The sequence below is a fragment of the Mesorhizobium sp. M0715 genome, from assembly GCF_040320355.1.
Classification (GTDB): domain Bacteria; phylum Pseudomonadota; class Alphaproteobacteria; order Rhizobiales; family Rhizobiaceae; genus Mesorhizobium.
In genome coordinates, this window is record NZ_JAMYPL010000004.1 from 228,456 (window position 1) to 253,424 (window position 24,969).

Genomic DNA, 24,969 nt, shown 5'->3' on the forward strand with positions numbered 1-24,969 from the left:
CTGGATTGTGTCTGAGAAAGCCGGTGTGAACCCGTCATAGCCACTGGCCAACATATGGCCTGAATTCTATCGTGTGGGTTGCGACAGAAGGGCTTGGCAATCAAAGACAGAAGGGCTTGGCAACAATGACAGGGCTGCTGTGAAATCCGACGCACACATACTGATCGTCGACGACGACAAGGGTATCCGCGACCTGCTGCAGGAATTCTTCCAGAAGCGGGGCCTGCACACCTCGGTTGCCGCCGACGGCATCGAGATGGAGACCATCCTGCGGCGCGTCCAGGTGGACCTCATCGTCCTCGACGTGATGCTGCCCGGCAAAAGCGGGCTGGAGCTGTGCCGCGACCTGCGCGCCCAGTATTCGACGCCGATCATCATGCTGACCGCCGTCACCGAGACGACCGACCGCGTCGTCGGCCTGGAAATGGGCGCCGACGACTATGTCCCCAAACCCTTCGATCCGCGCGAGCTTTTGGCGCGTATCCGCGCCGTGCTCAGGCGCAATGGCACCGCCGAGCCTAAGCGCGCCACCACCAAGCAGATCTACCGCTTCGCCGGCTGGACGATGGATTGTGCTCGGCGCCGGCTGATCGCACCCGACGATGTCAGGGTCGAGCTGACCATGGCCGAATTCAACCTGCTGCAGACCTTCGTCAAGAGCGCGCAGCGCGTGCTGACCCGCGACCAGCTCATCGAGCTGTCCGGCGGCGACAGCGACTATTCCTTCGACCGCAGCATCGACATCCTGGTCAGCCGGCTGCGGCGCAAGATGGAGGACGACCCGAAGACGCCCAAGCTGATCCTGACCGTACGCAGCGGCGGCTACCAGTTCCTGCCCGAGACGACCTCCGAATGAGACGTTTCCTGCCGCAGACCTTGCCTGTCTGGGTGCTGCTGATCGTCATTGCCGGCCTGCTGATCAGCCAGGTCGCGACCCTTTACATCGTGTCGCGCGACCGCGCCGCCGCCAACGGTGTCGTCGACCTCTACCGGCTCAACGACCGTGCCTTCTCGCTGGTTCAGCTCATGCATGACGCCAGTCCGGACGAGCGCAAGGCGACGGCGACCGGCCTGTTCAACTCCACCTACGCGCTCACCGTCTCGGACACGCCGGCGGTCACTTCGTCGATCGCCGGCGACGACGAACTGGCCGAACTCGAAGACATCCTCGTCGGACGGCTGTCGAAATTCGGCATCACCGATGCACGCGTACGCCGCGATCCGGCGACGCGCGAGGCCGATGACGCGGACGGCACGGCGCCGGGACCCGACATCGGACAGGTCGAGCGTGACCTTCTGGTGCTGGCCGCCGACTTCGCCCAGAGCGACAAGCTGACGGCCTCGCTGCGCTTCGCCGACGGCCAATGGCTGAACTTCACCGAACCGATCACGCCCGTCGGCCCGATCCTGAGCTTCGACAGCCTGCCGCTTTATTCGCTGATCGCAGGGCTGGTGGTGATCATGTCGATCTGGTCGCTGCGCCGGCTGACGGCGCCCTACCGGATGATGGAAACCGCCGTGAACCGGATCGGCAAGGATCTGAAGAGCCCACCGATCGCCGAGAGCGGCAGCCGCGAGGTCCGTGCCGCCGCCAAGGCGATCAACGCTATGCAGGCGAGGTTGCGCGAATATGTCGAGGACCGCGAACATCTGGCGGCGGCATTGGCGCATGATCTGCGCACGCCGATGACCAGGATGCGCCTGCGCCTGGAGCTGTTGCGCAAATCGGCGGTTCGCGAGGCGTTGGCGCACGACCTCGCCGATGTCGAGAGCATCGCCAGCTCGGTGATCGACTTCGCCACCTTCGAAGTGACCGAGGAAAAGAACGAACGCATCGATTTCTGGTCGCTCGTGGAATCGATCGCCGACGGCTATGACGACGTGTCGTTCGACGACGAGACCCGTTCGCGCGGGCTGATCTGCATGGCGCGGCCGGTCGCGCTCAAGCGCTGCGTCACCAATCTGGTACAGAACGCGGTCACCTACGGCAAGAAGGCGCATCTTTCGCTGCGCCGGTCGGAGGACATGATCTTGCTCACCATCCGCGACGAAGGGCCGGGCATACCGCAGGCACAGATCGACGCCGTGTTCGGCTCGTTCGTGCGCCTTGAACAATCGCGCAACCGCCAGACCGGTGGTCTGGGCCTCGGCCTGACCATTGCCCGCAACATCGCGCGCGCCGCAGGTGGCGAGATCCGCCTGTCCAACAACCCGGGCGGTGGCCTGCTGACGCAACTGCGCCTGCCGCTGGTGGCATAAAAAGCATTCAAGCAGCCTCCGCTGCCCGCGGCGGCGTCCACGAATTTGGCGTTACCGCCGCAGCACCGCGCTCAGCACATCGCGGATGCCGATGGCGCCGACGAAGCGCGACTGGTCGTCGAACAGCGCAACGGGAGCGGTCTGCGAACGGTGCATGGCCAGCATGACGGTTTTCAACGAGGTGCCGGGGTTGGCCCAGAACACCTGCGCTACTTCCTCGGGCTGGCCTTCGACGTCGGCGCACGACACCCACACCGCCGGCTTGCCGTCGCGTTCGGCCGCCGCCACCAGCCCGTGATCGTCGATCTTGAAGCGCGTCGTCTTGCGGCGGTCGAGCCACACCCAGCCGTCCTTGCCGTGCTCCAGATCGCGACGGTCGCGCATCACGTTCCAGGCGGTCAGCACCGACAGCGGGTTCACATTGGCGATGAAGTCGCGGACATAGTCGTTGGCAGGCCGCAGCACGATGTCCTCCGGCGCGCCGGTTTGCACGATGCGCCCACCCTCCATGATGGTGATGTGGGAGCCAATCTTCAGCGCCTCCTCGAGGTCGTGGCTGACGAAGATGATGGTCTTCTTCAACTCGGCCTGCAGCTGCAGCAATTCGTCCTGCAGCTTGGTGCGGATCAGCGGGTCGAGCGCCGAGAACGGCTCGTCCATCAACAGGATCGGCGCCTCGGTGGCGAAGGCCCGCGCCAGGCCGACGCGCTGCTGCATGCCGCCCGACAGCTCATGCGCGTATTTCTTCGACCACTGGTCGAGATTGACCAGCTTGAGCTGGCGTTGCACGCGCTCCTTGCGCTCTTGCTCCGGTACGCCGGCGAGTTCGAGGCCGAGACCGACATTCTCCTCCACCGTACGCCAGGGCAAAAGGCCGAACTGCTGGAACACCATCGCCACCTGTTTCTGGCGCAGGCGCCGCAGGGTCGCCTCGTCGCAGGTGACGACGTCGACGGTCTTGTCGCCATCCTTGACCAGCACCTGGCCGCGCGACACCACGTTGAGCCGGTTGACCGCCCGCAGCAATGTCGACTTGCCCGAACCGGAGAGACCCATCAGCACGGAGATTTCGCCCTCGTTCACGGTCAGGCTGGCGCCGGCGCAACCCAGTACATTGCCGGTCTTGTCGAGGATCTCGGCGCGGCTGGCTCCGGCGTCGACCATCTTCAGCGATCCGGCCTGGTCGGCGCCGAAGACGATATCGACGTTCCGGAAATCGACGGCGACGGTCATTTCTTGCCTCCAACGGCGATGCGGGTCATCCGGTCGAGCACGATGGCCAAGACGACGATGGCGAGGCCCGCCTCAAGCCCGAGGTCGATCTTGCGCGAACCCAGCGCCCGGTTGATTTCGGTGCCGAGGCCGCCAGCGCCGATCAGTGCAGCAAACACCACCATCGACAGCGACAGCATGATGGACTGCGTCAGACCGGCCATGATGGTGGGCAGCGCCGAGGGCAGCTCCACCTTCCACAGCAACTGGCTCTTGGTGGCGCCGAACGCCTCGCCGGCTTCGACGATCGACTTCGGCACCGAGACAACGCCGAGATGCGTGAGACGAACCGCGGTCGGGATGACGAAGATGATGGTGACGATGAGGCCGGGCGCATTGCCGAGGCCGAACAGCGTCAGCACCGGGATCAGGTAGACGAAGGTCGGCAGCGTCTGCATCAAATCGAGCACCGGCAGCATGACGCGATAGACCTTCGGCTTGTGCGCCGCCCAGATACCGAGTGGCACACCGATGGCCATCGAGACGGCGGCGGCGGCAACCACCAGCACCAGCGTCTCTACCGTCTGCTTCCAGAGGTTCTGGTTGAGGATGAACAGCAACCCGAGAAAGACAGCCACGGCCAAGCCTCTCGATCGCTGCAGATAATAGGCAAGCAGTGCAATCAGCGCGATGAGAAGGACCGGCGGTACCAGCAGCAGCGTGTCGACCACTCCGTCGAGCAGGAAATTCAAACCGCCGGAGAGACCGCGGAAGAAGGTGTTGAAATTGTCGGTAAGGAAGGTGAAGAACGCTTTGCCCCATTCGCCTATGGGGATCTTGTAACTGACAAAGAATTTTGAAATCGGATCCATCTTGCCCCTCTTTGACAGTCGCCGTCCTTGCCGGACGGTCATCTTGTCACAGGATATGAAAAAGGGCAGCCCCTTCTAAAGTGACTGCCCTTCTTGATCGGTCACGCCGAACGCAAGACCTGCTCAGCTTCCGAGCGCAGTCTTCACGGCTGCAGCCGCGTCGCCGCCATCGAAAGTGGTCACGCCGGCAATCCATGGAGCAACCGCGTCCGGATGCTTCTTGAGCCAGTCGGTCGCAGCCGTATTGGCATCGGCGCCCTTGAGGATCGCGTCCATTATCTCGCCTTCCATGTCGAGATTGAACTTCAGGTTGGCGATGAATTTTCCGGCATTCGGGCACTCGGTGGTGTAACCCTTGCGCACATTGGTATGCACGGTGGCTGCGCCAAAGCCGCTGTCGCCCATGCCATCGAGATAGGTGATCTTCATGGCACCCATCACCGGATGCGGCGTCCAACCGAGGAACGCGATCCACTCATTGCTCTTGATCGACTGCTCGGCCTGCGTGAGCATGCCAGCCTCCGAGGATTCGACCAGCTCGAAGCCTTCGAGATTGTCCTTCGGGTTCTTGATCATGTCGAGGATGATGCGGTTACCATCATTGCCGGCCTCGATGCCGTAGATCTTGCCGTCGAACTTGTCCTTGAACTTGCCGAGGTCGGTCAGCGTCTTGACGCCGGCGTCCGCGACATAGGTCGGCACGACGATACCGTAGCCGGCGCCACTGAGGTTTTCGCTGATGGTCTCGACCGAACCGTCGGCGGTGTAGTCCTTGATGTCGTTGGTCATCGACGGCATCCAGTTGCCGAGGAAGACATCAAGATCCTTGTTCTTCAGCGACGCCATGGTCACCGGCACCGACAGCTGGATCGTCTGCGGTTCGTAGCCGAGCGCGGTGAGCAGTACCGATGCGACGCCGGTCGTCGCCTGGATGTCGGTCCAGCCGACATCGGAAAGACGCACCGCCTTGCAGCTCGCCGGATCGCCGGCAAAGGCAGCGCTGGTGGACAAAAAAGCCGCCAGGCCGAGGCCGGCGACGAAAGAGTTCATACGCGACATAGACAGTCTCCCATTGTGATTCTTTGGCGAAGCGTAGCTACGGTTTCTATGCCCGCCTTGTTTCGTCAGCCAAACACCATTCTGGTGTGGTTTCAAGCATTAAGACAATCACGATCAACGGCGCGGGCTGGCCAATCAGCGACACATCAGGCGCTTTTGCCATGCCGGACGGTTTTTTCGAAGACGGGCGGGCTTTTTCAGGGGAATGCGGGCGACCGCCCCTCCCCGTATCAGGGCAAGTCGGCTTAAAAGAGCGGCATGGCCAAGCTTTACTTCCACTACGCGACTATGAACGCCGGCAAGACGACGATGCTCTTGCAGGCCTCTTACAATTATCGCGAGCGCGGCATGGGCACGATGCTGTTCGTCGCCGGCCACTACCGCAAGGGCGACACCGGCCTGATCTCGTCGCGCATCGGCCTGGAGACGGAAGCCGAGATGTTCCGCGATGGCGACGATCTGTTCACCCGCGTCGCCGATCATCACGCGCATACGTCAGTGCATTGCGTCTTCGTCGACGAGGCGCAGTTCCTCGAGGAGGAGCAGGTCTGGCAGCTCGCCCGCATCGCCGACCGGCTGAATATCCCGGTCATGTGCTACGGCCTGCGCACCGATTTCCAGGGCAAGCTGTTTTCCGGCTCGCGCGCGCTGCTGGCCATCGCCGACGATTTGCGCGAAGTGCGTACAATCTGCCGCTGCGGCCGCAAGGCGACGATGGTCGTGCGCCTCGGCCCCGATGGCAAAGTGGCGCGCCTGGGCGAGCAGGTGGCGATCGGCAAGGACGTCTATGTCTCGCTCTGCCGCCGTCATTGGGAAGAAGAAATGGGCCGCGCCGCGCCCGACGACTTCATCGGCTTTATCAAGGGCTGACTCTGTCTCTTGGTTTTTGGAGCAGTTCCCAGGGGGAGCGCTATGTGCTTTTCTTGGAATTGCACCGGGCTCATACGGTCGAGACACGCCACTTCGGAAACCGCCAACCCAGCCGCACACCCAGCGTCGCCACTGCAATCAGCGCCATGCCGGCAGCCTGCGCCGGTCCGAGCGGATGCCCATAGATCGCCCAGTCGACGATGATGGCGACGACGGGATAGATGAAGGTGATGACGCCGATCACCGGTGTCGTCAGGCGCGGAAAGGCCGAATTCATCAACACGTAGGCGATGCCAGTGTGCAGCACGCCGATGCCGAGCAGCCAGCCCCATGACGCAGGCGCAATATGTTGGCCGATGCCGGCGAACGGGGCGAGCATGACGACCCCAACCAGTGTTTGGCAGAGTACCGTAATTTCGGCGCGCTGCTGACCAAGGCCCTTGGCGAGGATCGTTGTAACGGCGTAGAGCATTGCGCCGCCCAGCGTCAGCGCAATGCCCGGCGCCCAGTTGGCATCGTCGTGGCCGTGCGCGAAGACGAGGCCGCTGGCCAGCACGACGCCGAGAAACGCACCGAGCATCCACAGCAGTTGGTCGAGCGAGATGCGCTCCTTGAGGAAGACGACACCGATCAGGACCACGAAGAACGGCTGGATATGGTAGATAATCGTCGTCGTGGCGATCGATGTCATGGCGAAGCCGGCGAAGAAGGCCGTCCAGCTCAGCACCATGCAGACGCCGGCAAGTGCTGCAAGGGCAAGCCGAGACGGCGACAGCGTCCGATCCGGCAGATAGCCGCGCAACAGGCACCATAAGAAAAGGAATATCGCGCCGAACACACATCGCCAGAAGACGACGGCGACGGGATGCAGCCCCGATTCCGTGGCGAAGGCGCCGACCGTACCGGCGATCACCATTGCCAGAGCAAGGCTCGCGGCCGGAAAGCGGGCTGTCGAGGCGTCCGTCATGTGGTGGTTTCCCAGCGATCCCAGCAACCATCTGGTCACTGGCGCCACCTTCAAACAAGCGAATAGATTTGTGATGACCTATTCGATATACTGATAGCACCATGGCCGCGCCACTCGATCTCAATCTGCTGAAAACCTTTGTCGCCGTCGTCGAGAGCGGCAGCCTTTCCAATGCAGCACCCAGGGTCGGCCGCAGCCAGTCGGCGGTCAGCATGCAGATGCAGCGGCTGGAGGAGATGGTCGGCAACCAGCTTCTGGTGCGTGGTCCCAGAACCGTCACTCCCAATGCGATCGGCGAGGATTTCCTGATCTATGCGCGCCGGTTGCTGAAACTGTCGGATGAAGCCTGGGCAAGTGTCACCCGGCCCAAGGAAACAGGCAGCGCCCGCTTGGGGGTGCCCGACGATTATGCCGCCTTCCTCCTGCCGCCCGTGCTCTCACGCTTCGCGGCGGAGCATCCCCTGGTGACGGTGGAGTTGATCTGCGAACAGTCGACCGCGCTGGTGAAGACGCTGGCGGAGGGGCGGCTGGATCTGGCGATCATCACCCGCTTGCCGGAGCAGCCGCTTGAGGTGATCCGGCTGGAACGCTTCGTCTGGGTCGCCTCATCAAACCATGTCGCCTGGGAGACCGATCCGCTTCCGGTCGCCTTGTTCGAACCGGGCTGCGCCGCCAGGATGAATGTTCTGCAGGCGCTTGGCGATGCCGACCGCTCCTATCGCTGTACCTATTCAAGCGCCTCTCTGCTTGGCCTGATCGCCGTCGTCCAGGCCGGGCTCGCGGTGGCTGGCCTCGCCCTGCGCAGCGTACCGCCGTCGCTGCGCATCGTCGGCGGCAATGAAGGGCTTCCGGTGCTGCCGGACCTCGAAATCGGCATCCTTCGCAACCCGCTGTCGACGACCCAGGCGGTCGAGCGGCTGAATGATTTCCTGCGCCGCGATCTGGCACAACAGGCCTGACTCGCGGGCCTGTCTTCCGCAATCCCGCCGCGATGCAGCGTTTGTTTCCGCGATGCAGCGTTTGTTAAAGCCTCGGTACTATAAGGCCGCCAGCCAGAACTCTCCGGGGGCAGCATGTTTCGAGCCGCTTCGTCCGCCAGCATCCTTCTCCTTGCCAGCTCGCTTGTGGCCCATGCCGGCGGCGACCCGGCCCTGGGCAAGAAGGCCTTCAACCGGTGCATGGCCTGCCATGAAGCAGCCACCGACCGCGACAAGGTCGGTCCGCATCTGCTGGGCGTCGTTGGTCGCACCGCCGGAAGTGCGGAGAGTTTTCTTGGCCGCTATTCCGAGGCGATGAAGAGTGCCGGCGCCGCCGGCCTGGTCTGGGATGAAGCCAATCTCGCCGAGTATCTCAGAGCACCCAAGCTGAAAGTGCCCGGCAACAAGATGGCGTTTGCCGGCCTGGCCAAAGACGACGACATCGCCAATGTCATTGCCTATCTGAAGGCCGATCCCAAGCCCTGATCCGCTGTTCGTCAGCTCTGTAAAGCCGGCTTTCTCCTCGCATATCGCGGCCGCGATTGCTTCGGTGGTTTGCCCAATACAAAGGCATCCGTGCGCCTTCGCCTTGCCGCATGAAAGTTCAATGACAGCTGAACTATGGCTGGTCGGCAAGCTAATCACGCTAAGCCCACGCCTTCACTGGTTTTCAAGACCCTGACGAATTTTTTTGTTTTCACGCCGCCCTTATCTTCACGTCTTTCAATCCCCTGATGCCCCACATATATTCGCCGCTGTTCGCGACCAGCGACGTCATGCCGAAGCGGGAGGCCCCAATGGCGACATTGCAGAATTTCGACGCCGAAATTGCCAAGACCAAGCAGGTCGTGCAGGACATGCGCTCCAAGATCGAGCAATCCGGCACCATGCTTGATACGCTTGCCACATCAGACAAGAAGATCGGCGACGCAAATTTCGACCTCGAGAACGCCCGCATCGAGGATGTGCTGAAGCAGCAGAAGGTGATGGAAGGCAACATTGCCGACCTGATCATCGGGCTGGAGGACGCCACCAACGTCTTCGGCGCCGAGTTCGAGAGCATGAAGAACTACACCGGCTGGGAAAAATTCATCGGCATCTTCTCCAGCCAGAGCAAGCAGCGCATGCGCACCGACCGCGTCCGCAACATGTCGCTGGCCGGCAATCTGCAGGAACTGCTGGTCAAATCCGACACCATCGTCGGCATATTGAAGGCGCAGAAAGAGGTCCTCGACCAACGCTACAAGACCTCGGAAACCAGCCTGTCGCAGGTGATCGAGCGCCGCAAGACCACCATGACCAACCTCGAAGCCGTGCAGAAGCGCATCGAGGAGCTCAACCCGATGCTGCTCGACATCGAAAACAAGATCGCCGCTTCGACCAGCCAGAAGGATCGCACGCAGCTCGAAGGCGAACGCTCCAAGCTGGCGACGGAATACAACGAAAAGCAGGCCAAGGAGCAGGAGCTGCTGGCCGAGAGCCAGACGCTCGAGCGCTACACCTCGATGTTCCAGACCTTCGTCGATTCGCTCAACAACCAGATCGCGGCGCAATCGACGCTGATCAACAAGCTGACCATCGATACCGAGCAGCGCATCGTGCTCTACAAGGCGCTGGAAGATTCGCTGAAGACCGCAGCTCAGCAGGACGTCGCCCACAAGATCAACACGCTGGGCAGCCAGGTCGACAACACCGCCGAGGAAACCATGGCCGGCATCGGGGCTGCTTCGCAAAAGCACATCGGTGACCTGCTTGAGATGCACGAGAAGAACATGGTCGCTACCGCTGACATCCAGCGCCGCAAGAAGCTGGCCGACGATGCCTTTGCCCGCCGCTTCGACGAGGTGCTGAAGAAGCACAATTCGGCGAACTACGTGCAGTCTTAGGAGTGACAGGACTGCCCGCGAGCGCACAGGCATGACCCCCGAAAACGAAGCGGCGGCACGGTATTTTTCCGCCATCACGGCCGCACTCAGCGGCCTTGAAGTGTTCATGCGCGACGATCGCTCGCCGCTCTACCGGCATGGCATCGTCGCCAAGATCGTCGCCGAACACATCGCCAGGCTCGACAAGTCGTTTTCCTGCTGGCGCAACCGGCTCGGCTTCATGGACACATTCCGCATTTCGCGCGCCGAAAGCGGATTTCCGGTGTTCCAGAACCTGCTCGAACTGGAAAACGACCGACGCCAGGCCGACGCGCGGCTTGCCAACATTCCGCTCGCCGGCGAGTTGCGCGAGGAAATGGCCGACTTCATCCTGCGCCACAAGGAATTCCCCGCGGCGCTGCAGAAGTCGATAGCCGAGCGGCTTTATCTCGAGGACGTGAAAAGCGAGAACACGTTCGGCCCGTTCACCTTGGCGCAAACGGCCAAGGTCTCGGTCAATCCGAAGACGGGGCGGCCTTATTATCTCGTCCACTGGGCGACGTTCGACGGCAGCGCCAACCTGCCGCTAGTCTACATGGTGACGGTGGAGGATTCGTCCGAAACGATGATTCGCCAGCTTGTCGATAGAAACGGCAAGCTGAACGAGACGATTGACATTCCGCTGCCGGTCGATGGCCTGCTCAATCCCGAGCTTGCCCACCGTTTCGACGATTTCACCGAGAAGAACTCCGCCTACACGCTGTCGCCGGCGACCATCGCGGTCAATCTCGACAAGGATTTCGAGCCGCTGCACCCCAAGCAGCTGCGCCGCGTTGTGCTCGGCCCGTTCTATTCGGCTGGCATCACCGACAACAATTCGACGGTGACCGAGGTTTTGGCCAAGGTGCGCAAGCCCGAAAATGCCTGGCTTTTGACCTGGACCATCCAGGAGGTCTATTCCAAGGCCGAAAAGCCCGGCCGCAAGGGCCTGTTTTCCAGCGAAAAGACGACGCAGGAATTCTTCATCAACACCGACGATCTGGAAGCCGCGCGCCAGGGCGTGTCGAGCTATGAAAACCACGCGCTGATCCCGCACGAGGCCTATCAGGCGCTCTACGCCGCCGGCGAGGCGCAAAAGGTCTTTGCCGGCTACAAGGTTCACATCCTGTCCAACGGACAGGTCATCTCGGACGTCTGACCGTCACACCACGGAGCACCCTTCATGGATACCGGCCTGACCACCATCCCGGAAGCCGCCATCGAGAAGCACCGCGCTACCGCGCAGAGCTTCATCACCCGCGTCGTCGTGCTGGAGGACCCGTCTAGCTCCTCCGGCACAGCGCTTGCCGGCACCAACCGCCGCTTCGTCTCGACCGTCTCGGTCGGTTCGGTGCGCCGCACGCGCGAGGTCGAGCTGTCGAAGACCGTCGGCGCCGTTCATCCCGATGATCAGCTGCTGACCATCCCGCAGCACACGCTCCTGTTTCGCGCCCGGCGCGGCACGGCGATCGCGCTGGCAATATCGGACGTCTTTGCCGAGGGCTCGGACCTTGAAAGCCTGCAGGCCAAGAACACCCGCGCGCCGCTCGAAGGCGACGAGGCGTCTACCTTCAAGAAGCTTCTGTCGGCCTCGGCTTACATTTCGGCCTTCAGCCTCGCCTCCTACCTGTTCCAGCTGATCGACAGCGACGGCGAGGCGCCCAACGATAGTCCCGAACCGGACTTCCTGTTCGACACGCCGCAGGATGCGGTGAAGTCGATCCTGGCCGGCCTCGACAAGGCGATCTCGGGATCGTCCGACGACGCCGACCTGATGACAAGGGCGCGTGCCTTCGCCCGCGTCGCCATCGACGGGCTTCTGGCCCGCAAGGGCCGCTTCGACGGCATCGGCCCGTTCGAGAACGCGCATATCCGTATCGATGCCGACGATTTCACCCTCGATGGTTTCGACGTCGCGCCGGGCAAGCGTTCAAAACCGCTGGTGATGACATTCAAGAAGCCGGAAGAGGTCGTCGGCAATCACATCGCCAAATACCAGTCGGTCAAGCTCGCCAAGATGCTGATGGCCTACGACTTCGAGCGCGAACTCAATCCGTTCGTCGAACTCGGCGGCTTCCTGTTCACCTTCATCGGCGACGGCGCCCCCGGCACCGGCAAGACGACCCTGATCCAGATGATCGCCGGCCTCGTCAACGGCTATTGCCAGGTCGCCGGCTATCCCTTCGCCTACGAGAATTTCGGCGTCGACCAGATCTCGTCCTATCAGGGCAAATCAGGCCAGAACTGCCGCCAGTTCATCAACAATGTCTTGAACCCGCGCGTCATCGGATTAGGCACCATCGACGACATCGACCAGGTGGCGGCGCGCCGCTCAGACGACCGCGCCTCGGCCGGCCAGCAGGAAATCACCGGCGTGTTGATGGATGCCTTCGCCGGTGCCGCCACCGTGGTGCGCGGCAACTGCTCGTTCGGCATGTTCTCCAACTACCCCGAAAATGTCGACGACGCGCTGCGTCAGCGCGCCGGCGCCCGCTGGCTGGTCGACGGGCCGCAGAGCCGCGACGACTACATCGACATTTTTGTCCTGCTGGCGGGAAAAAACCACAAGATCCCGCTCGGCGACCACGATCTCTACGCCGCGCAGGAAATCCAGCGCGCCGTGACCGAAGCCTATGAGGAGCACGAGAGGCCGCAAGAAGACGGGCTGATGAAGGTCTACGAGCGCTACATGAAGGAGAACGGCGCGCCGAAAACGATGGCCGACATCGGCACCTATCTGCACCTGATCAAGGATGCCGAGCCCCGCTTCACCGGCCGCGCCATCAAGAACGTCACCGACGCCATCAAGATGCGCGCCATGGACATCGAGCTTCCCGACGACTGGTTCGAGAAGCCGGAAGTCTTCATGCACAAGGGTTATAACGAGAAGAAAGCGATGATCGAGGAACTGCGCGGACCGTTTTCGATGGACATGGTCATGCAGGAGATCAACCGCTACGCCGACTCGGAGTTCCGCTATTCCGACAAGTCCGACGACTCCGCCGTACAAAAGCTGCTGCGCGACGCCCGCCTGCGCGAACGGGCCGCGCGCGAGATGGAGGAGATGAAGAAGAAGGGGCTGTGGAATGCGTGAGTGCGCGCCTACCCCCCTCTGGCCTGCCGGCCATCTCCCCCTCAAAGGGGGAGATCGACTTCCATCATCGCTTTCGCCAATCTTCGACCTATCTGGAAAAGCAGCATGGACGACGCTGCCAATCTCACCCCTTGAGGGGGAGATGGCCGGCAGGCCAGAGGGGGGTGCTGGCACGCTCCTAGGGAGCGATGCACCTTGACCGCCAAACCTACCAAGAAGCCCGATCTTCTGCGCGACAATGAGCTGATCTACGGCCGGTTGCTGACGGTCGACGAGCCGCATCTGATCCAGCGCTACAACAAAGCGCTCGCCGCGTTCGGCTTGAAGCCGACGAAACTGAAGAGCTTCCAGATCGACCGCACCGGCTTCTCGCCGGAAGTGGCCGAGGAATGTGACGATTATGACTATCTCGATCCCAACGAGGTCAACCGCCGTTTCATCATCCTGACGCCGTCGCAGATCGACCTGCCGGTGGTGCACACCGCCTTCTCCAACACCTCGCAACTCATGTTCGAGTTCATGTCCAGGAACCGGCGCGCCATCGATGCGCTGACGATCAAGGACGTCATCTACGGCGAGATCGAGGATTCCATTCCCAAGGTCAACGACATCGAGGATTTGCTGTCGATCAGCCAGGTCGAATTCAAGGTGCTGTCGGCCGAGGATGTGCTGGGCAAGGCCGCCGAACTCGGCAAGCTCGTGGACCGGCTGAAGCAGGAGCCCGATGCCTGGCGCGACAGCGCCATGCTGAACCGCATGGTGGAGCTCGCCAAAATCTGCGGCGACATCCGCGAGAACGCGCTGGTGCCCGACCAGGTGATCTTCCGCCACAACGCCTACTGGACCAGCCACTTCGGCGGCCTCTACGTGTTCGTCGATCCGGATATAACGACGGTGATCAGCGATCCGGCCGCCCCCGGTTTCCGCCGCTCGCGGCCGTGGCAGGTCAGCTATCTCTCCATCAACGACGCCGACAAGGTGTTCAAGTTCCTCGCCACCACCGGCCGCATCGAGCTGCCGCGTGCCTCCTGGGTGGAGACCTCGGGCTATCTCGAGCACCGCGCCGAGATGGTGGTGCGCGCGCTGATCCGCGATGCCGAGCCGAACCGCAATTTGACCTATGTCGACAAGGTCTGGCTGCAGACCTGGATCCAGAGCCATGCCGACCTGATCACCAGAGACGGCAATTTTCCGTTCCTCAACGCCGCCAAGCGCGAGATCGCCCAACTCGGCCACCTCAAGATCGAGGATGTCTTCCCGCAGCAACGTTTCCTTGTCATCCGCGCCAAGCCTGACCACCCCGACACCTGGCTGACCAACCGGCTGATCTCGGATTTCGTACCGTCGGACTTCGTCTCGCGCTACATCTTCAACAAGGACGGCTTTTATGAGGACTATGGCGGCTTCAGCGACGCGTGGCGATCGCATGTTGTGGACGTTCTCAAAACCACATATTTGAAGGACAAGGTGGCGTTTCGCACACGCCTCTACGGCCTGACTGACTAATGCATGTCGCCCAAAAGTGACCTCGGTTTTGGGAGAACGACATGCATAGACCAAAGACCTAAAGCGCGTCGCATGAATCCGTTCGACGCGACGCGCTTTAGAACGAAATGAATCGTTATGTCGTTCTAACTTCTTGTTTTGGCGCATGATGTTATCCAAAAAGCCTGCAACTTTTTGGCGTCATGCTTTGAGGGGGTGACACAGCCATGCTCGATCCGATCGTGAATTTCTTCACCCGCATTTTCCAGTGGATTGGCCGCGGCATCGGCCTGTTGATCGGCGTCATCCTGTGGCCGTTCCTGTGGGCCGGGCGCTGGTACACGCAGCGCGGCTGGATCCTCAAGGCGGCGGTCGGCCTCGCCCTGCTGGTGCTGATCGGCCTCTACGCCAATTTCTTCTACGCCACCCAATGGTGGAACAATTTCAACCCGAACTATCCCGACACCTACACGTTCGAGAAGCGCAATGTCTCCGCCGGCGAACAGGTCTCCGCCGGCGCCGGCACCGACACCGCCAAGACCTGCGGCAACTCCGGCATTGCCCAGATCGCCGCCGACCTGACCGACTTCAACGTCAACCAGAATGCCTGGATCTCGTCGATGATCCTCTACAAGCTTGGCCTGTTCGGCATCGACTGGGACAACACGCCGTGGATGGACAACAAGGCCTCCTTCCAGCGCGGCATCAACCAGGCGGTGCGGCGCACCGCGACCGAACTCGCTGACAATCTCGGCCGCGTTCGCACCACCTCGCAGATCGACAGCGATCTGCAGAATGCCCGCGGCAACCTGCAGTTCGACGAGGAGACCTGGTATTTCGGCCTGAACCCGTTCGGCCCCAAGACGCCGACACCGAGCTACTATCGCGACGCTGTGCGCATGCTGCGTTCCTTCAACGCTCGCCTTGCCACCTGCCAGGCGACATTCGACGCCCGCGCCGACAATCTGAAACAGTATATCGACCGCATCTCGTCCGACATCGGCTCGACCTCGGCGATCCTCAAGGAACGCGCCGAGAACCACAACAATGGCTGGTTCGACTTCCGCGCGGACGACCGCTACTGGTTCGCCTATGGCCAGCTCTACGGCTATTACGGCCTGATGAAGGGAGCCCAGGCCGACTTCGAGGACGTCATCAAGGAAAAGCATCTGCAGAACCTGTGGGACACAATGGACTCGCAGTTCGTTTCGGCGCTGAAGATCCAGCCTTTCATCATCGCCAATGGCCGCGAGGATGGCTGGCTGTTGCCGACGCATCTGACGACGATGGGCTTCTATGTGCTCAGGGTGCGCTCCAACATGGTCGAAATCAGCAACGTTCTGACGCAGTAGCGCTGTTCCATTAGGGACCAGGCGATGGCGAATTTGCGCCGTCGCCTCTGTCGCATTCCGTGCATTGTGCGGCTGTTTTGAGACGGCGGCGCGGCGTGTCCTCTGGCTTCTATACGGCGCGGCAACGGAGCCAGGAAGAACCGATGACAGGTCGGCCGGTCCGCAGAGGAATTTTCTCTATAGGAAACATAGTTGCATGAAAGTTGACGCCGCGGCAGCGACAGGGTTAGAACATGCCCGCGCCCGGGTCCAACCTGCCTGCGAGTAAGATCAACCCGTCCCCTCCATCGTCCAATCCAGAGGAAAGCCGTCATGGCCGAAGTGAAGTCCGACATCGAGATCGCGCGCGGCGCCAGGAAAAAGCAGATCCAGGAGATCGGCCAGAAGATCGGTATCCCGACCGAACATTTGCTGCCCTATGGCCACGACAAGGCCAAGATCTCAGCTGAATTCATCAAATCGGTGAAGGGCAACAAGGACGGTAAGCTGATCCTCGTCACCGCCATCAACCCGACGCCGGCCGGCGAAGGCAAGACCACGACCACGGTCGGTCTCGGCGACGGCCTGAACCGCATCGGCAAGAAGGCGATCATCTGCATCCGCGAGGCCTCGCTGGGCCCGAACTTCGGCGTCAAGGGCGGTGCCGCCGGCGGCGGCTATGCGCAAGTCGTGCCGATGGAGGACATGAACCTCCACTTCACCGGCGACTTCCATGCCATCACCACGGCGCACAACCTGCTTTCGGCGCTGATCGACAACCACATCTACTGGGGCAATGAGCTCGGCATCGACACCCGCCGCGTCGTCTGGCGCCGCGTCATGGACATGAACGACCGGGCGCTGCGCGAAATCATCTGCTCGCTCGGCGGCGTCGCCAACGGCTTCCCGCGCGAGGGCGGCTTCGACATCACCGTCGCCTCGGAAGTCATGGCGATCCTCTGCCTGTCGACCGACCTGAAGGATTTGGAAAAGCGCCTCGGCGACATCATCGTCGCCTACCGCCGCGACAAGTCGGCGGTCTATGCCCGCGACCTCAAGGCCGACGGCGCCATGGCCGTGCTCCTGAAGGACGCCATGCAGCCCAACCTGGTGCAGACGCTGGAGAACAACCCTGCCTTCGTGCATGGCGGCCCGTTCGCCAACATCGCGCATGGCTGCAACTCGGTCGTCGCCACCACGACGGCGCTCAAGCTCGCCGACTATGTCGTCACCGAAGCCGGCTTCGGCGCCGACCTTGGCGCGGAAAAGTTCTTCGACATCAAGTGCCGCAAGGCGGGCCTGAAGCCGGCGGCGGCCGTCATCGTCGCCACCGTGCGCGCCATGAAGATGAATGGCGGCGTCAAGAAGGAAGACCTCGGCAAGGAAAACGTCGAAGCGGTGAAGAAGGGTTGCGCCAACCTTGGCCGCCACATCGAGAACATCAGGCAGTTCGGCGTGCCGGCGGTGGTTGCCATCAACCATTTCTATTCCGACACCGATGCCGAGATCCAGGCGATGAAGGACTATGTCGCTTCGATGGGTGAGGAAGCGATCCTGTGCAAGCACTGGGCCCACGGCTCGGCCGGCATCGAGGACCTCGCCAATAAGGTGGTTGCGCTGGCCGAATCCGGCGCTTCGCAGTTCGCGCCGCTCTATCCCGATGCCATGCCGCTGTTCGAGAAGATCAACACCATCGTCCAGCGTATATATCGCGGCTCGGAGGCGATTGCCGACAAGTCGGTGCGCGACCAGCTCAAGGCCTGGGAAGACGCCGGCTACGGCCACCTGCCGGTCTGCATGGCCAAGACCCAGTACTCGTTCTCGACCGACCCGAACCTGCGCGGCGCGCCGACCGGCCACACCGTGCCGGTGCGCGAGGTCAGGCTTTCGGCCGGTGCCGGCTTCGTCGTCATCATCTGCGGCGAGGTCATGACCATGCCCGGCCTGCCCAGGGCACCGTCCTCGGAAAAGATATTCCTCAACGAGATGGGCCAGATCGAAGGCCTGTTCTAAAATCCTTCAGTCCCAAAAAGCGAAGGGCGCCGCCGCCCTGCGGGGCCCTTTCTGTTTTCCGGACAAGTCCTACGCGGCGTTGCGTGACAGCGCCCGCTGGTTGGAGCCGAAGATGGTGTCGCGCTCCGGCAGCACGCCTGTCTTCAGGCACTCGACCCATTCGGCGGTCTTGAGTACCGCCGCGAAGCGCGACTGCAGGATGATTGTCACCACGCGGTGGATCTCCTCGGCCGAGGCGTAGCCGGCGCTGTTGGCGTAAGGCACCGAGCCGGTCGCATCCGACAGGAACTCGACGGCAAAGCCCATATGCACGGCGTGGATGATGGTCGACAGGTCGCAATTATGCGTCATGTAGCCGACCACCGTGATCGTATCGATGGCATTGGCGCGCAGCCAGTCTTCCAGATCGGTGCCGGTGAAGGCGGAGGGCAGGTTCTTTTCGACATAATGGTCGCGACTGCGCCTGGCGATCTCGGGATGCAGTTCGCCGCCGTGACTGCCCCTGGCGAAGATCGGCGATGTCTCGGGCGCCATCTGCTTGACGACCACGACCTTGATGCCGGCAGCAGTCGCCGCGTCCATCGCCTGCGCCACATGGATGACGCTGTCGCGGAATGGGGGATGCTGGATGGCGAGATTGCCGCCATCATAGTCGTTCTGCACATCGACGACGATCAGCGCCCGGCGCGGCGTGGTGTTGGCTGGGTTAGACATGGTGTTTTCCCTTCCGGCTTGAATGCGATGGGTGGAAAATAGGCGGGTTGCCAGACAGTCGAAAGTGGCCCGATTGACATCATTCGAAAGAATTGGGACAATCCGCCTTCACCCACCGGAAGCACCCATGACCGACCCGATCATTGCCGTCCTCGCCTTCGACGGCATCAGCCTGTTCCATCTTTCCGTGCCGTGCCTGGTGTTCGGCGAGGACAGGACGGCGCTTGGCCTGCCGCGCTTCGACTTCCGCATCTGCGCGGTCAAGGCCGGCCCGATCCACACCGAAGCCGGACTGACAATTGCCGCGCCGCATGGGCTTGAAGGGTTCGACGGCGCCGACATCGTCATCATCCCGAGCTGGCATCATCTGGGCGAACCGGCGTCGCCGCTGCTGATGGAGACACTACGCAGAGCGCACGGGCGCGGCGCCTTGATCGTCGGTCTGTGCCTGGGAACCTTCGCCATCGCCGCGGCCGGGCTGCTTTCGGGCCGCCGTGCCGCCACGCACTGGGCCTATTCGGAACAGTTGCAAACACTCCATCCCGACATCGCTGTCGATGCCTCGGTGCTCTATGTCGACAATGGCGATGTCGTGACCTCGGCCGGCGTCGCCGCCGGCCTCGATTGCTGCCTGCACATCGTGCGCGCCCGCTATGGCGCGGAAGCCGCACTCCGGCTCGCCCGCCAGATCGTGCTTTCCCCGCATCGGCAGGGCGGTCAGGCGCAATTCATCGAGCATCCGGTGGCAAGAAGCGCGGACGCCGACCGCTTCGCCCAGGCCCTCGATGCGGTCCGCGCGATGCTTGGCGAGACGCATAGCCTGGACAGCGTCGCCGAGGCCGCCGGCCTGACAAGGCGCACCTTCACCCGCCGCTTCCAGAAATCGATCGGCACCAGTTTCGGCGAATGGCTGACCAGCCAACGGATCGAACTGGCGCAACGGCTGCTGGAAGCAACCGAGAAGTCGATGGACATGGTGGCCTTCGAGGCAGGCTTCGGCAGCGCCACCTCGCTGCGCCAGCACTTCGCCGCAAAGCTCAAGACATCGCCGGCGCAATACCGGCGCGAATTCTCCAGGCGGGCCGATCAGGACGAGCGCATGACTTACGTCCTGTCGTCCTGATCTGTTCAGTCCCGCTTGATCGCCCGCGCCGGATTGCCGACCACCGTGGTGTTGGCGGGCACGTCGCGCGTCACCACCGCGCCGGCGCCGACGATGGCGCCGTCACCGATGCTGACGCCGCCAAGGATGATGGCACTACCACCGATCCAGGCATGGGCGCCGATCTCGACCGGCCTGGCGATCTCCAGTCCCGCCTGCCGCCCACTGGCCTCCTTGTGATGCTCGGCGCAATAGATCTGCACATTGGGGCCGAGCAGCGTTGCCTTGCCGATGCGCACGCTCGCCGTGTCGAGGATGGTGCAGCCGGCATTGAGAAAGACGCCGTCACCGAGAAAGATGTTGAAACCGTAAGCGCAGTGGAACGGCGCTTCGATGCGGGCGCCCTCGCCGGCTTTGCCGAGCAATGCCTTCAAGCCCGGCCCGAGATTTCCGCGCTGCCGCGGCGGCAGGCAATTATGCTCGAACACGGCGTCGCGCGCTGTGACGCGCAAGGCCTCCAATTCGTCGTCGAGGCACGTGTACCATTGGCCGGCCGCCATCTTTGCGCGCTCGCTGTCAACCATGCAGGGTCTCCAATTGACGTCATTGCAAAGCACAAGTGCAGCCAACAGAAAAGTGCCGATCCAAGTACTGGCCAAATATTGGACCTATGGTAGCCTGTCGTCTCAAGGCCGTCATGGCCCGGTGATCGAGGGGGATCGACCATGCTTTACATTCTCGCACTTCTGATCGGCGTCATTGCCGGTCTTCGCGCCATGACGGCGCCGGCTGCCGTTGCCTGGGGCGCTTATCTCGGCTGGCTGCCGGTTGCCGGCACCTGGGCGAGCTTCATGAATCACTGGGCGGCTATCGGCATCTTCACCATCCTGGCCATCGTCGAACTGGTCACCGACCAGTTGCCGTCGACGCCGAGCCGTAAAGTGCCGCAGCAATTCGGCGCCCGCATCGTCATGGGCGCCTTCACCGGCGCGGTGATCGGCGCGACAGGCGGCGCCACCATCGGCGGCTTGATTGCCGGCGCCATCGGCGCTGTCATCGGCACGCTGGGCGGCGCTGAAGCTCGCGGCCGGCTCGCAGCCGCCTTCGGCAAGGATCCGCCCGCCGCCTTCATCGAGGACGCGGTGGCGATCATCGGCGGTCTGCTGATCGTGGCTGCGGTGGCATGACGACGAAAACCTTCGACGCCATCATCATCGGTGCCGGACAGGCTGGCCCTCCGCTGGCCGGCCGGCTGACGGCCGCCGGCAGGAGCGTGGCGCTGATCGAGCGCAAGCTGGTCGGCGGCACTTGCGTCAACACCGGCTGCATGCCGACCAAGACCATGGTCGCCAGCGCCTATGCCGCGCATCTGGCGCGCCGCGCCGCCGACTACGGCGTGACGCTCAGTGGCCCCGTCGGCGTCGACTATGCCAGGATCAAGGCGCGCAAGGACAAGGTGACGATCGAAGCTCGCACCAATCTCGAGACCTGGATTGCCGGCATGGACAAATGCACCCTCTATCGCGGCCATGCGCGTTTCGAATCCGCCAACACGGTGCGCGTCGGCGACGATCTGCTGACCGCCGAAAATATCTTCCTCAACACCGGCGGCCGCGCCTCGGTCCCAGACCTGCCCGGCATCCACGACATCGACTATCTGACCAATTCCTCGATGATGAATCTCGACGTGCTGCCGCGCCATCTCATCGTCGTCGGTGGCAGTTACATCTCGCTCGAATTCGCACAGATGTTCCGCCGCTTCGGCTCGGAGGTCACAGTCATCGAAAAGAGCCCACGCCTGACCGGCCGCGAGGACGAGGACGTCTCTGCCGCCATCCTGTCGATCCTCGAAAACGAAGGCATCGCGGTCCATCTCGGCGCCGACGACATCGCTTTCGCCAGACAAGGCCAGGACATTGCCGTGACCTTCTCCGCCGGCAAACCGCCGGTGGTCGGCTCTCACGTGCTGCTGGCTCTGGGGCGGACGCCCAACACCGATGACCTCGGCCTGGAGAGGGCTGGCGTGGAGGTCGACAAGCGCGGCTTCGTCTCTGTAGACGACCAGTTGCGCAGCAGCGTGCCCGGCATCTGGGCGATGGGCGACTGCAACGGCAGGGGCGCCTTCACCCACACCTCCTACAACGACTACGAGATCGTCGCCGCCAACCTGCTGGACAATGATCCGCGCAAGGTCAGTGATCGCATCGAAGCCTATGCGCTCTACATCGACCCACCGCTCGGCCGCTGCGGCATGACCGAGGCCGCGGTGAAGAAATCCGGCCGTCGCGCGCTGGTCGGCCAGCGGCCGATGACCCGCGTCGGCCGCGCTATCGAAAAGGGCGAGACGCAGGGTTTCATGAAGATCCTGGTCGACGCAGGCACGAGGGAGATCCTCGGCTGCTCGGTGCTCGGACCCGGCGGCGACGAGGTTATCCATTGCGTGCTCGACCTGATGTACGCCAAGGCGCCCGTCGACACGCTCGCGCGTGCCGTGCATATCCACCCGAATGTCTCGGAACTGTTGCCCACCATTGCTCAGGAACTGAAGCCGCTGGCTTGACAGCCTGTTGGCGACCCATTTCAAAGCTCTTCCTTTTCTGCATCGCTGCAATGCAGCAATGCCGCTTGCGCACGGCGGCGTCCTTCGCGCAGTCTCAATTTGAACCGATTCAGTCTGGACGCCCCATGCCCTTGCCGATCCTTGCGCTTGCCATTGCGTCCTTCTGCATCGGCACCACCGAATTCGTCATCATGGGCCTGCTGCCCGAGGTCGCGGCCGACCTCGGCGTGTCAATCCCTTCGGCGGGTCTGCTGGTCACCGGCTATGCGCTGGGCGTCGTCTTCGGCGCCCCGATCGTCGCCATGGCCACCGCGCATTTGCCGCGCAAGCCGGTGCTGGTCGGGCTGGCCGTGCTGTTCGTCGTCGGCAATCTGTTTTGCGCCATCTCGCCCAACTACTGGACGCTGATGGCGGCGCGCGTTTTCACCGCTTTCGGCCATGGCGCCTTCTTCGGCATCGGCTCGGTCGTTGCCGCCAGCCTGGTGCCGCGCAACAAACGGGCCAGCGCCATCGCGCTGATGTTCGCCGGGCTGACGCTCTCCAACATCCTGGGTGTTCCCGCCGGAACCGCACTTGGCGAAGCGTTCGGCTGGCGCTCCACCTTCGTTGCCGTGGTCGGTATCGGCCTGATCTCGGTGGCAGCGATCGCCTGGCTGGTGCCGTCCGATGTCGCCCAGCCAAGCGGTGGCGGCCTGCGCGGCGAGCTACGCGTGCTGGGCAAGCTGCAGGTCTGGCTGGCCATGCTGATCGCGGCGCTGACTTCCGCAAGCCTGTTCACCGTCTTCACCTACATCAAGCCCTACCTCACCGAGGTATCGGGCTTGTCGACCTCCGCAGTCACGTGGGTTCTGCTGCTGTTCGGCGCGGGTATGACCATCGGCAACATTATCGGCGGCAGACTGGCCGACTGGAAACTGATGCCGACGGTGATCGGCACGCTGCTGCTGATGGCCCTGCTTTTCGTTGGCTTCAGGCAGTTCGGCGCAATCGCCAGCGTTGCCGTCGGCATCGTCTTCCTGTGGGGCCTGCTCATCTTCGTCGTCGTGCCGCCGCTGCAGATCCGGGTCGTCGAGGCGGCCTCCGAGGGACCGAACCTCGCCGCCACGCTGAACCAGGGCGCCTTCAATGTCGGCAATGCCAGCGGCGCCTGGATTGGCGGCGTGGCCCTTTCCGCCGGTGTTTCCTATGCCAATTTGCCGCTGGTCGGCGCAGCACTCGCTTTGTTGGCAGTGACCGTCGCCGTGCTGTCACAGGCGCTGGACCGGCGCGCGCCGGTCATCCCGCTCCCGGCTGAATAGTCTCTTGCGCCTATAGCGCGGCGGGCTGGACCAATCGACATAGGCGCCTTCAAATCGCATGTCTTCTGGTCCTTGATGGAGGAAGTCATGCAGAAATCGATCGAGCGCATCGCCGGCGAAAGCGAAGGGGTTTCCTACGAATTCCCGCTGTTCCGCTTCACTGGTTCCGACAAGGCTGCTCCTTCGGCCTATCTGCAGGCGGCGCTCCATGCCGGTGAGTTGCCGGGCGTCGTCGCCATCGACGCGCTGATGCCGATGCTTGCCAGGGCGGAGGCCGAAGGCCGCATCAAGGGCAACCTCACCGTCGTGCCCTGGGCCAACCCTGTCGGCCGGGCGCAATATCATTTCGGCGAGCATCAGGGCCGCTTCCATCTGGGCACGCGCACCAATTTCAACCGCGGCTTTCCACTGCTCGCCGCGCCCGACACAGCGCTCTTGCCCGACACCACCCTTGGCAGCGTCGACCAGCGGCTGAAGACGCGGCTGGTGCAGCTGTCGTTCGGCCATGACATCGTGCTCGACCTGCACTGCGATGACGAGGGCCTCGCCTATCTCTACGTCCACACCAGCCTGTGGCCTGATATGGCCGATTGCGCCGCGGCCATGGGCGTCGACGCAGTCGTGCTGTGGAGCGAGGACACCGACGGCACCTTCGAGGGCGCCTCGATCATGCCCTACCAGAATGTCCCAGCTCATGTAGCCAAGCTCGACCGCCGCGTCGCCACCACGGTCGAATATCGCGGCATCCTCGATGTCGACGGCGCCCTGGCCGCCTCTGATGCCGACGGGCTCTACCGGTTGCTTGTGGCGCGCGGCGTGATCGCCGATAGCGCCCTGCCCGCACCTGGCCCCTTCACCGGCGTCGTGGCGCCATTGGAGAACATCGACATGATGCCGGCGTCTCGGGCGGGTGCCGTGCTCTACGACGTGAAACCCGGCGACCGCGTCGCCAAGGGCGCGCGCCTCGCCACCATCGTCCATGCGCCCGGCGAAGCCGATGGCCGCACCGAAATCTTCGCACCGCAGGACGGCATCATCCTGACCCGCCGCTCTCGCCGCATCATCCGCGCCGGCGAGGATCTCTTGAAGCTGGTCGGCGACAGGAAGAGCACCGACGCCCGGTCGGGGACGCTGGAAGATTGAGAAAGCTTTGCCTCGTAGTTTGCCGAAGCACTCCATAGCTTCGTCATTCTAGGGCGAAGCAAGGAGCGAAGCGACGCGGCGCAGACCCTAGAATCCATGCCGCGACTTC

Annotated in this window: 22 protein-coding genes; 16 read left to right on the forward strand and 6 right to left on the reverse strand. The window is 62.8% G+C overall.

The features are described from left to right. Nucleotides 1–139: 139 nt before the first annotated feature. Together NKI21_RS07160 and NKI21_RS07165 are read left to right on the forward strand one after the other, a co-directional pair. Nucleotides 140–856, forward strand: a complete 717-nt coding sequence (locus NKI21_RS07160; RefSeq protein ID WP_127290180.1) for a response regulator — start codon at nt 140–142, stop codon at nt 854–856. Further along, nucleotides 853–2,259 carry an ATP-binding protein gene (locus NKI21_RS07165; protein ID WP_352773804.1) on the forward strand — a complete coding sequence of 469 codons (1,407 nt, stop codon included), beginning with the start codon at nt 853–855 and terminating at the stop codon, nt 2,257–2,259. Before NKI21_RS07160 ends, NKI21_RS07165 begins: the two co-directional genes overlap by 4 nt. A 51-nt stretch (nt 2,260–2,310) precedes the next feature. Here NKI21_RS07165 and choV read toward each other — a convergent pair whose 3' ends face one another. From choV to NKI21_RS07180, 3 genes are all read right to left on the reverse strand, one after another. Further along, nucleotides 2,311–3,492, reverse strand: coding sequence for a choline ABC transporter ATP-binding protein (gene choV, locus NKI21_RS07170; protein ID WP_352773805.1), 1,182 nt, complete (start codon nt 3,490–3,492; stop codon nt 2,311–2,313). After that, on the reverse strand, nt 3,489–4,343 hold the full coding sequence (gene choW / locus NKI21_RS07175) for a choline ABC transporter permease subunit (RefSeq protein WP_023809862.1): 855 nt from the start codon (nt 4,341–4,343) through the stop codon (nt 3,489–3,491). Before choW ends, choV begins: the two co-directional genes overlap by 4 nt. Nucleotides 4,344–4,466: 123 nt before the next feature. Next, nucleotides 4,467–5,402 carry a choline ABC transporter substrate-binding protein gene (locus NKI21_RS07180; protein ID WP_023809863.1) on the reverse strand — a complete coding sequence of 312 codons (936 nt, stop codon included), beginning with the start codon at nt 5,400–5,402 and terminating at the stop codon, nt 4,467–4,469. Nucleotides 5,403–5,660: 258 nt separating this feature from the next. Between NKI21_RS07180 and NKI21_RS07185 the strand changes: the two genes are divergently transcribed. Then, the gene (locus tag NKI21_RS07185) at nt 5,661–6,272 is read left to right on the forward strand and encodes a thymidine kinase (RefSeq protein WP_023809864.1); all 612 of its coding nucleotides are present in this window, start codon (nt 5,661–5,663) and stop codon (nt 6,270–6,272) included. 70 nt (nt 6,273–6,342) lie between these two features. On the opposite strand, the gene NKI21_RS07190 is transcribed toward NKI21_RS07185, so the two are convergent. Then, nucleotides 6,343–7,239 carry a DMT family transporter gene (locus NKI21_RS07190; RefSeq protein ID WP_128303731.1) on the reverse strand — a complete coding sequence of 299 codons (897 nt, stop codon included), beginning with the start codon at nt 7,237–7,239 and terminating at the stop codon, nt 6,343–6,345. A 101-nt stretch (nt 7,240–7,340) separates the two neighbouring features. On the opposite strand from NKI21_RS07190, the gene NKI21_RS07195 reads away from it, so the two are divergent. The 8 genes from NKI21_RS07195 (at nt 7,341) to NKI21_RS07230 (ending at nt 18,043) form a co-directional block, all read left to right on the forward strand. Then, entirely contained in the window at nt 7,341–8,198 is an 858-nt protein-coding gene (locus tag NKI21_RS07195) for a LysR substrate-binding domain-containing protein (protein WP_352796125.1), read from the forward strand. A 114-nt stretch (nt 8,199–8,312) separates the two neighbouring features. Then, nucleotides 8,313–8,702, forward strand: coding sequence for a c-type cytochrome (locus tag NKI21_RS07200; protein WP_352610496.1), 390 nt, complete (start codon nt 8,313–8,315; stop codon nt 8,700–8,702). Between the two features lie 311 nt (nt 8,703–9,013). After that, a complete protein-coding gene (locus NKI21_RS07205) occupies nt 9,014–10,102 on the forward strand; it encodes a hypothetical protein (protein ID WP_127266549.1) in 1,089 nt (362 codons plus the stop codon). 31 nt (nt 10,103–10,133) lie between these two features. Then, the gene (locus tag NKI21_RS07210) at nt 10,134–11,279 is read left to right on the forward strand and encodes a hypothetical protein (RefSeq protein WP_023809869.1); all 1,146 of its coding nucleotides are present in this window, start codon (nt 10,134–10,136) and stop codon (nt 11,277–11,279) included. 24 nt (nt 11,280–11,303) lie between these two features. Beyond that, a complete protein-coding gene (locus NKI21_RS07215; RefSeq protein ID WP_352865046.1) occupies nt 11,304–13,214 on the forward strand; it encodes an AAA family ATPase in 1,911 nt (636 codons plus the stop codon). 195 nt (nt 13,215–13,409) lie between these two features. Continuing rightward, nucleotides 13,410–14,720 (forward strand): DUF6638 family protein, encoded by a 1,311-nt coding sequence (locus tag NKI21_RS07220; protein ID WP_352865049.1) that lies wholly within the window; start codon nt 13,410–13,412, stop codon nt 14,718–14,720. 206 nt (nt 14,721–14,926) lie between these two features. Next, nucleotides 14,927–16,051 (forward strand): DUF2333 family protein, encoded by a 1,125-nt coding sequence (locus NKI21_RS07225; RefSeq protein WP_013529949.1) that lies wholly within the window; start codon nt 14,927–14,929, stop codon nt 16,049–16,051. A 312-nt stretch (nt 16,052–16,363) separates the two neighbouring features. Next, nucleotides 16,364–18,043 (forward strand): formate--tetrahydrofolate ligase, encoded by a 1,680-nt coding sequence (locus NKI21_RS07230; RefSeq protein ID WP_352865052.1) that lies wholly within the window; start codon nt 16,364–16,366, stop codon nt 18,041–18,043. Nucleotides 18,044–18,112: 69 nt separating this feature from the next. Here NKI21_RS07230 and NKI21_RS07235 read toward each other — a convergent pair whose 3' ends face one another. Further along, a complete protein-coding gene (locus tag NKI21_RS07235; protein ID WP_352440356.1) occupies nt 18,113–18,757 on the reverse strand; it encodes a cysteine hydrolase family protein in 645 nt (214 codons plus the stop codon). A gap of 127 nt (nt 18,758–18,884) precedes the next feature. On the opposite strand from NKI21_RS07235, the gene NKI21_RS07240 reads away from it, so the two are divergent. Further along, the gene (locus NKI21_RS07240) at nt 18,885–19,880 is read left to right on the forward strand and encodes a GlxA family transcriptional regulator (RefSeq protein WP_352865054.1); all 996 of its coding nucleotides are present in this window, start codon (nt 18,885–18,887) and stop codon (nt 19,878–19,880) included. Between the two features lie 5 nt (nt 19,881–19,885). Here NKI21_RS07240 and NKI21_RS07245 read toward each other — a convergent pair whose 3' ends face one another. Next, nucleotides 19,886–20,443 (reverse strand): sugar O-acetyltransferase, encoded by a 558-nt coding sequence (locus tag NKI21_RS07245; protein ID WP_352440354.1) that lies wholly within the window; start codon nt 20,441–20,443, stop codon nt 19,886–19,888. A gap of 141 nt (nt 20,444–20,584) precedes the next feature. On the opposite strand from NKI21_RS07245, the gene NKI21_RS07250 reads away from it, so the two are divergent. The 4 genes from NKI21_RS07250 (at nt 20,585) to NKI21_RS07265 (ending at nt 24,860) form a co-directional block, all read left to right on the forward strand. Beyond that, complete coding sequence (locus NKI21_RS07250; RefSeq protein WP_128303721.1) at nt 20,585–21,046, forward strand: DUF4126 domain-containing protein; 462 nt, start codon at nt 20,585–20,587, stop codon at nt 21,044–21,046. Then, complete coding sequence (locus NKI21_RS07255) at nt 21,043–22,419, forward strand: FAD-containing oxidoreductase (RefSeq protein WP_352865058.1); 1,377 nt, start codon at nt 21,043–21,045, stop codon at nt 22,417–22,419. The genes NKI21_RS07250 and NKI21_RS07255 overlap by 4 nt, the downstream gene beginning before the upstream one ends. Nucleotides 22,420–22,544: 125 nt before the next feature. Beyond that, nucleotides 22,545–23,717: an MFS transporter gene (locus tag NKI21_RS07260; RefSeq protein WP_292702147.1), complete on the forward strand. Its 1,173-nt coding sequence runs from the start codon at nt 22,545–22,547 to the stop codon at nt 23,715–23,717. Between the two features lie 87 nt (nt 23,718–23,804). Then, nucleotides 23,805–24,860 (forward strand): M14 family metallopeptidase, encoded by a 1,056-nt coding sequence (locus NKI21_RS07265; protein ID WP_352759547.1) that lies wholly within the window; start codon nt 23,805–23,807, stop codon nt 24,858–24,860. Nucleotides 24,861–24,969: the final 109 nt, after the last annotated feature.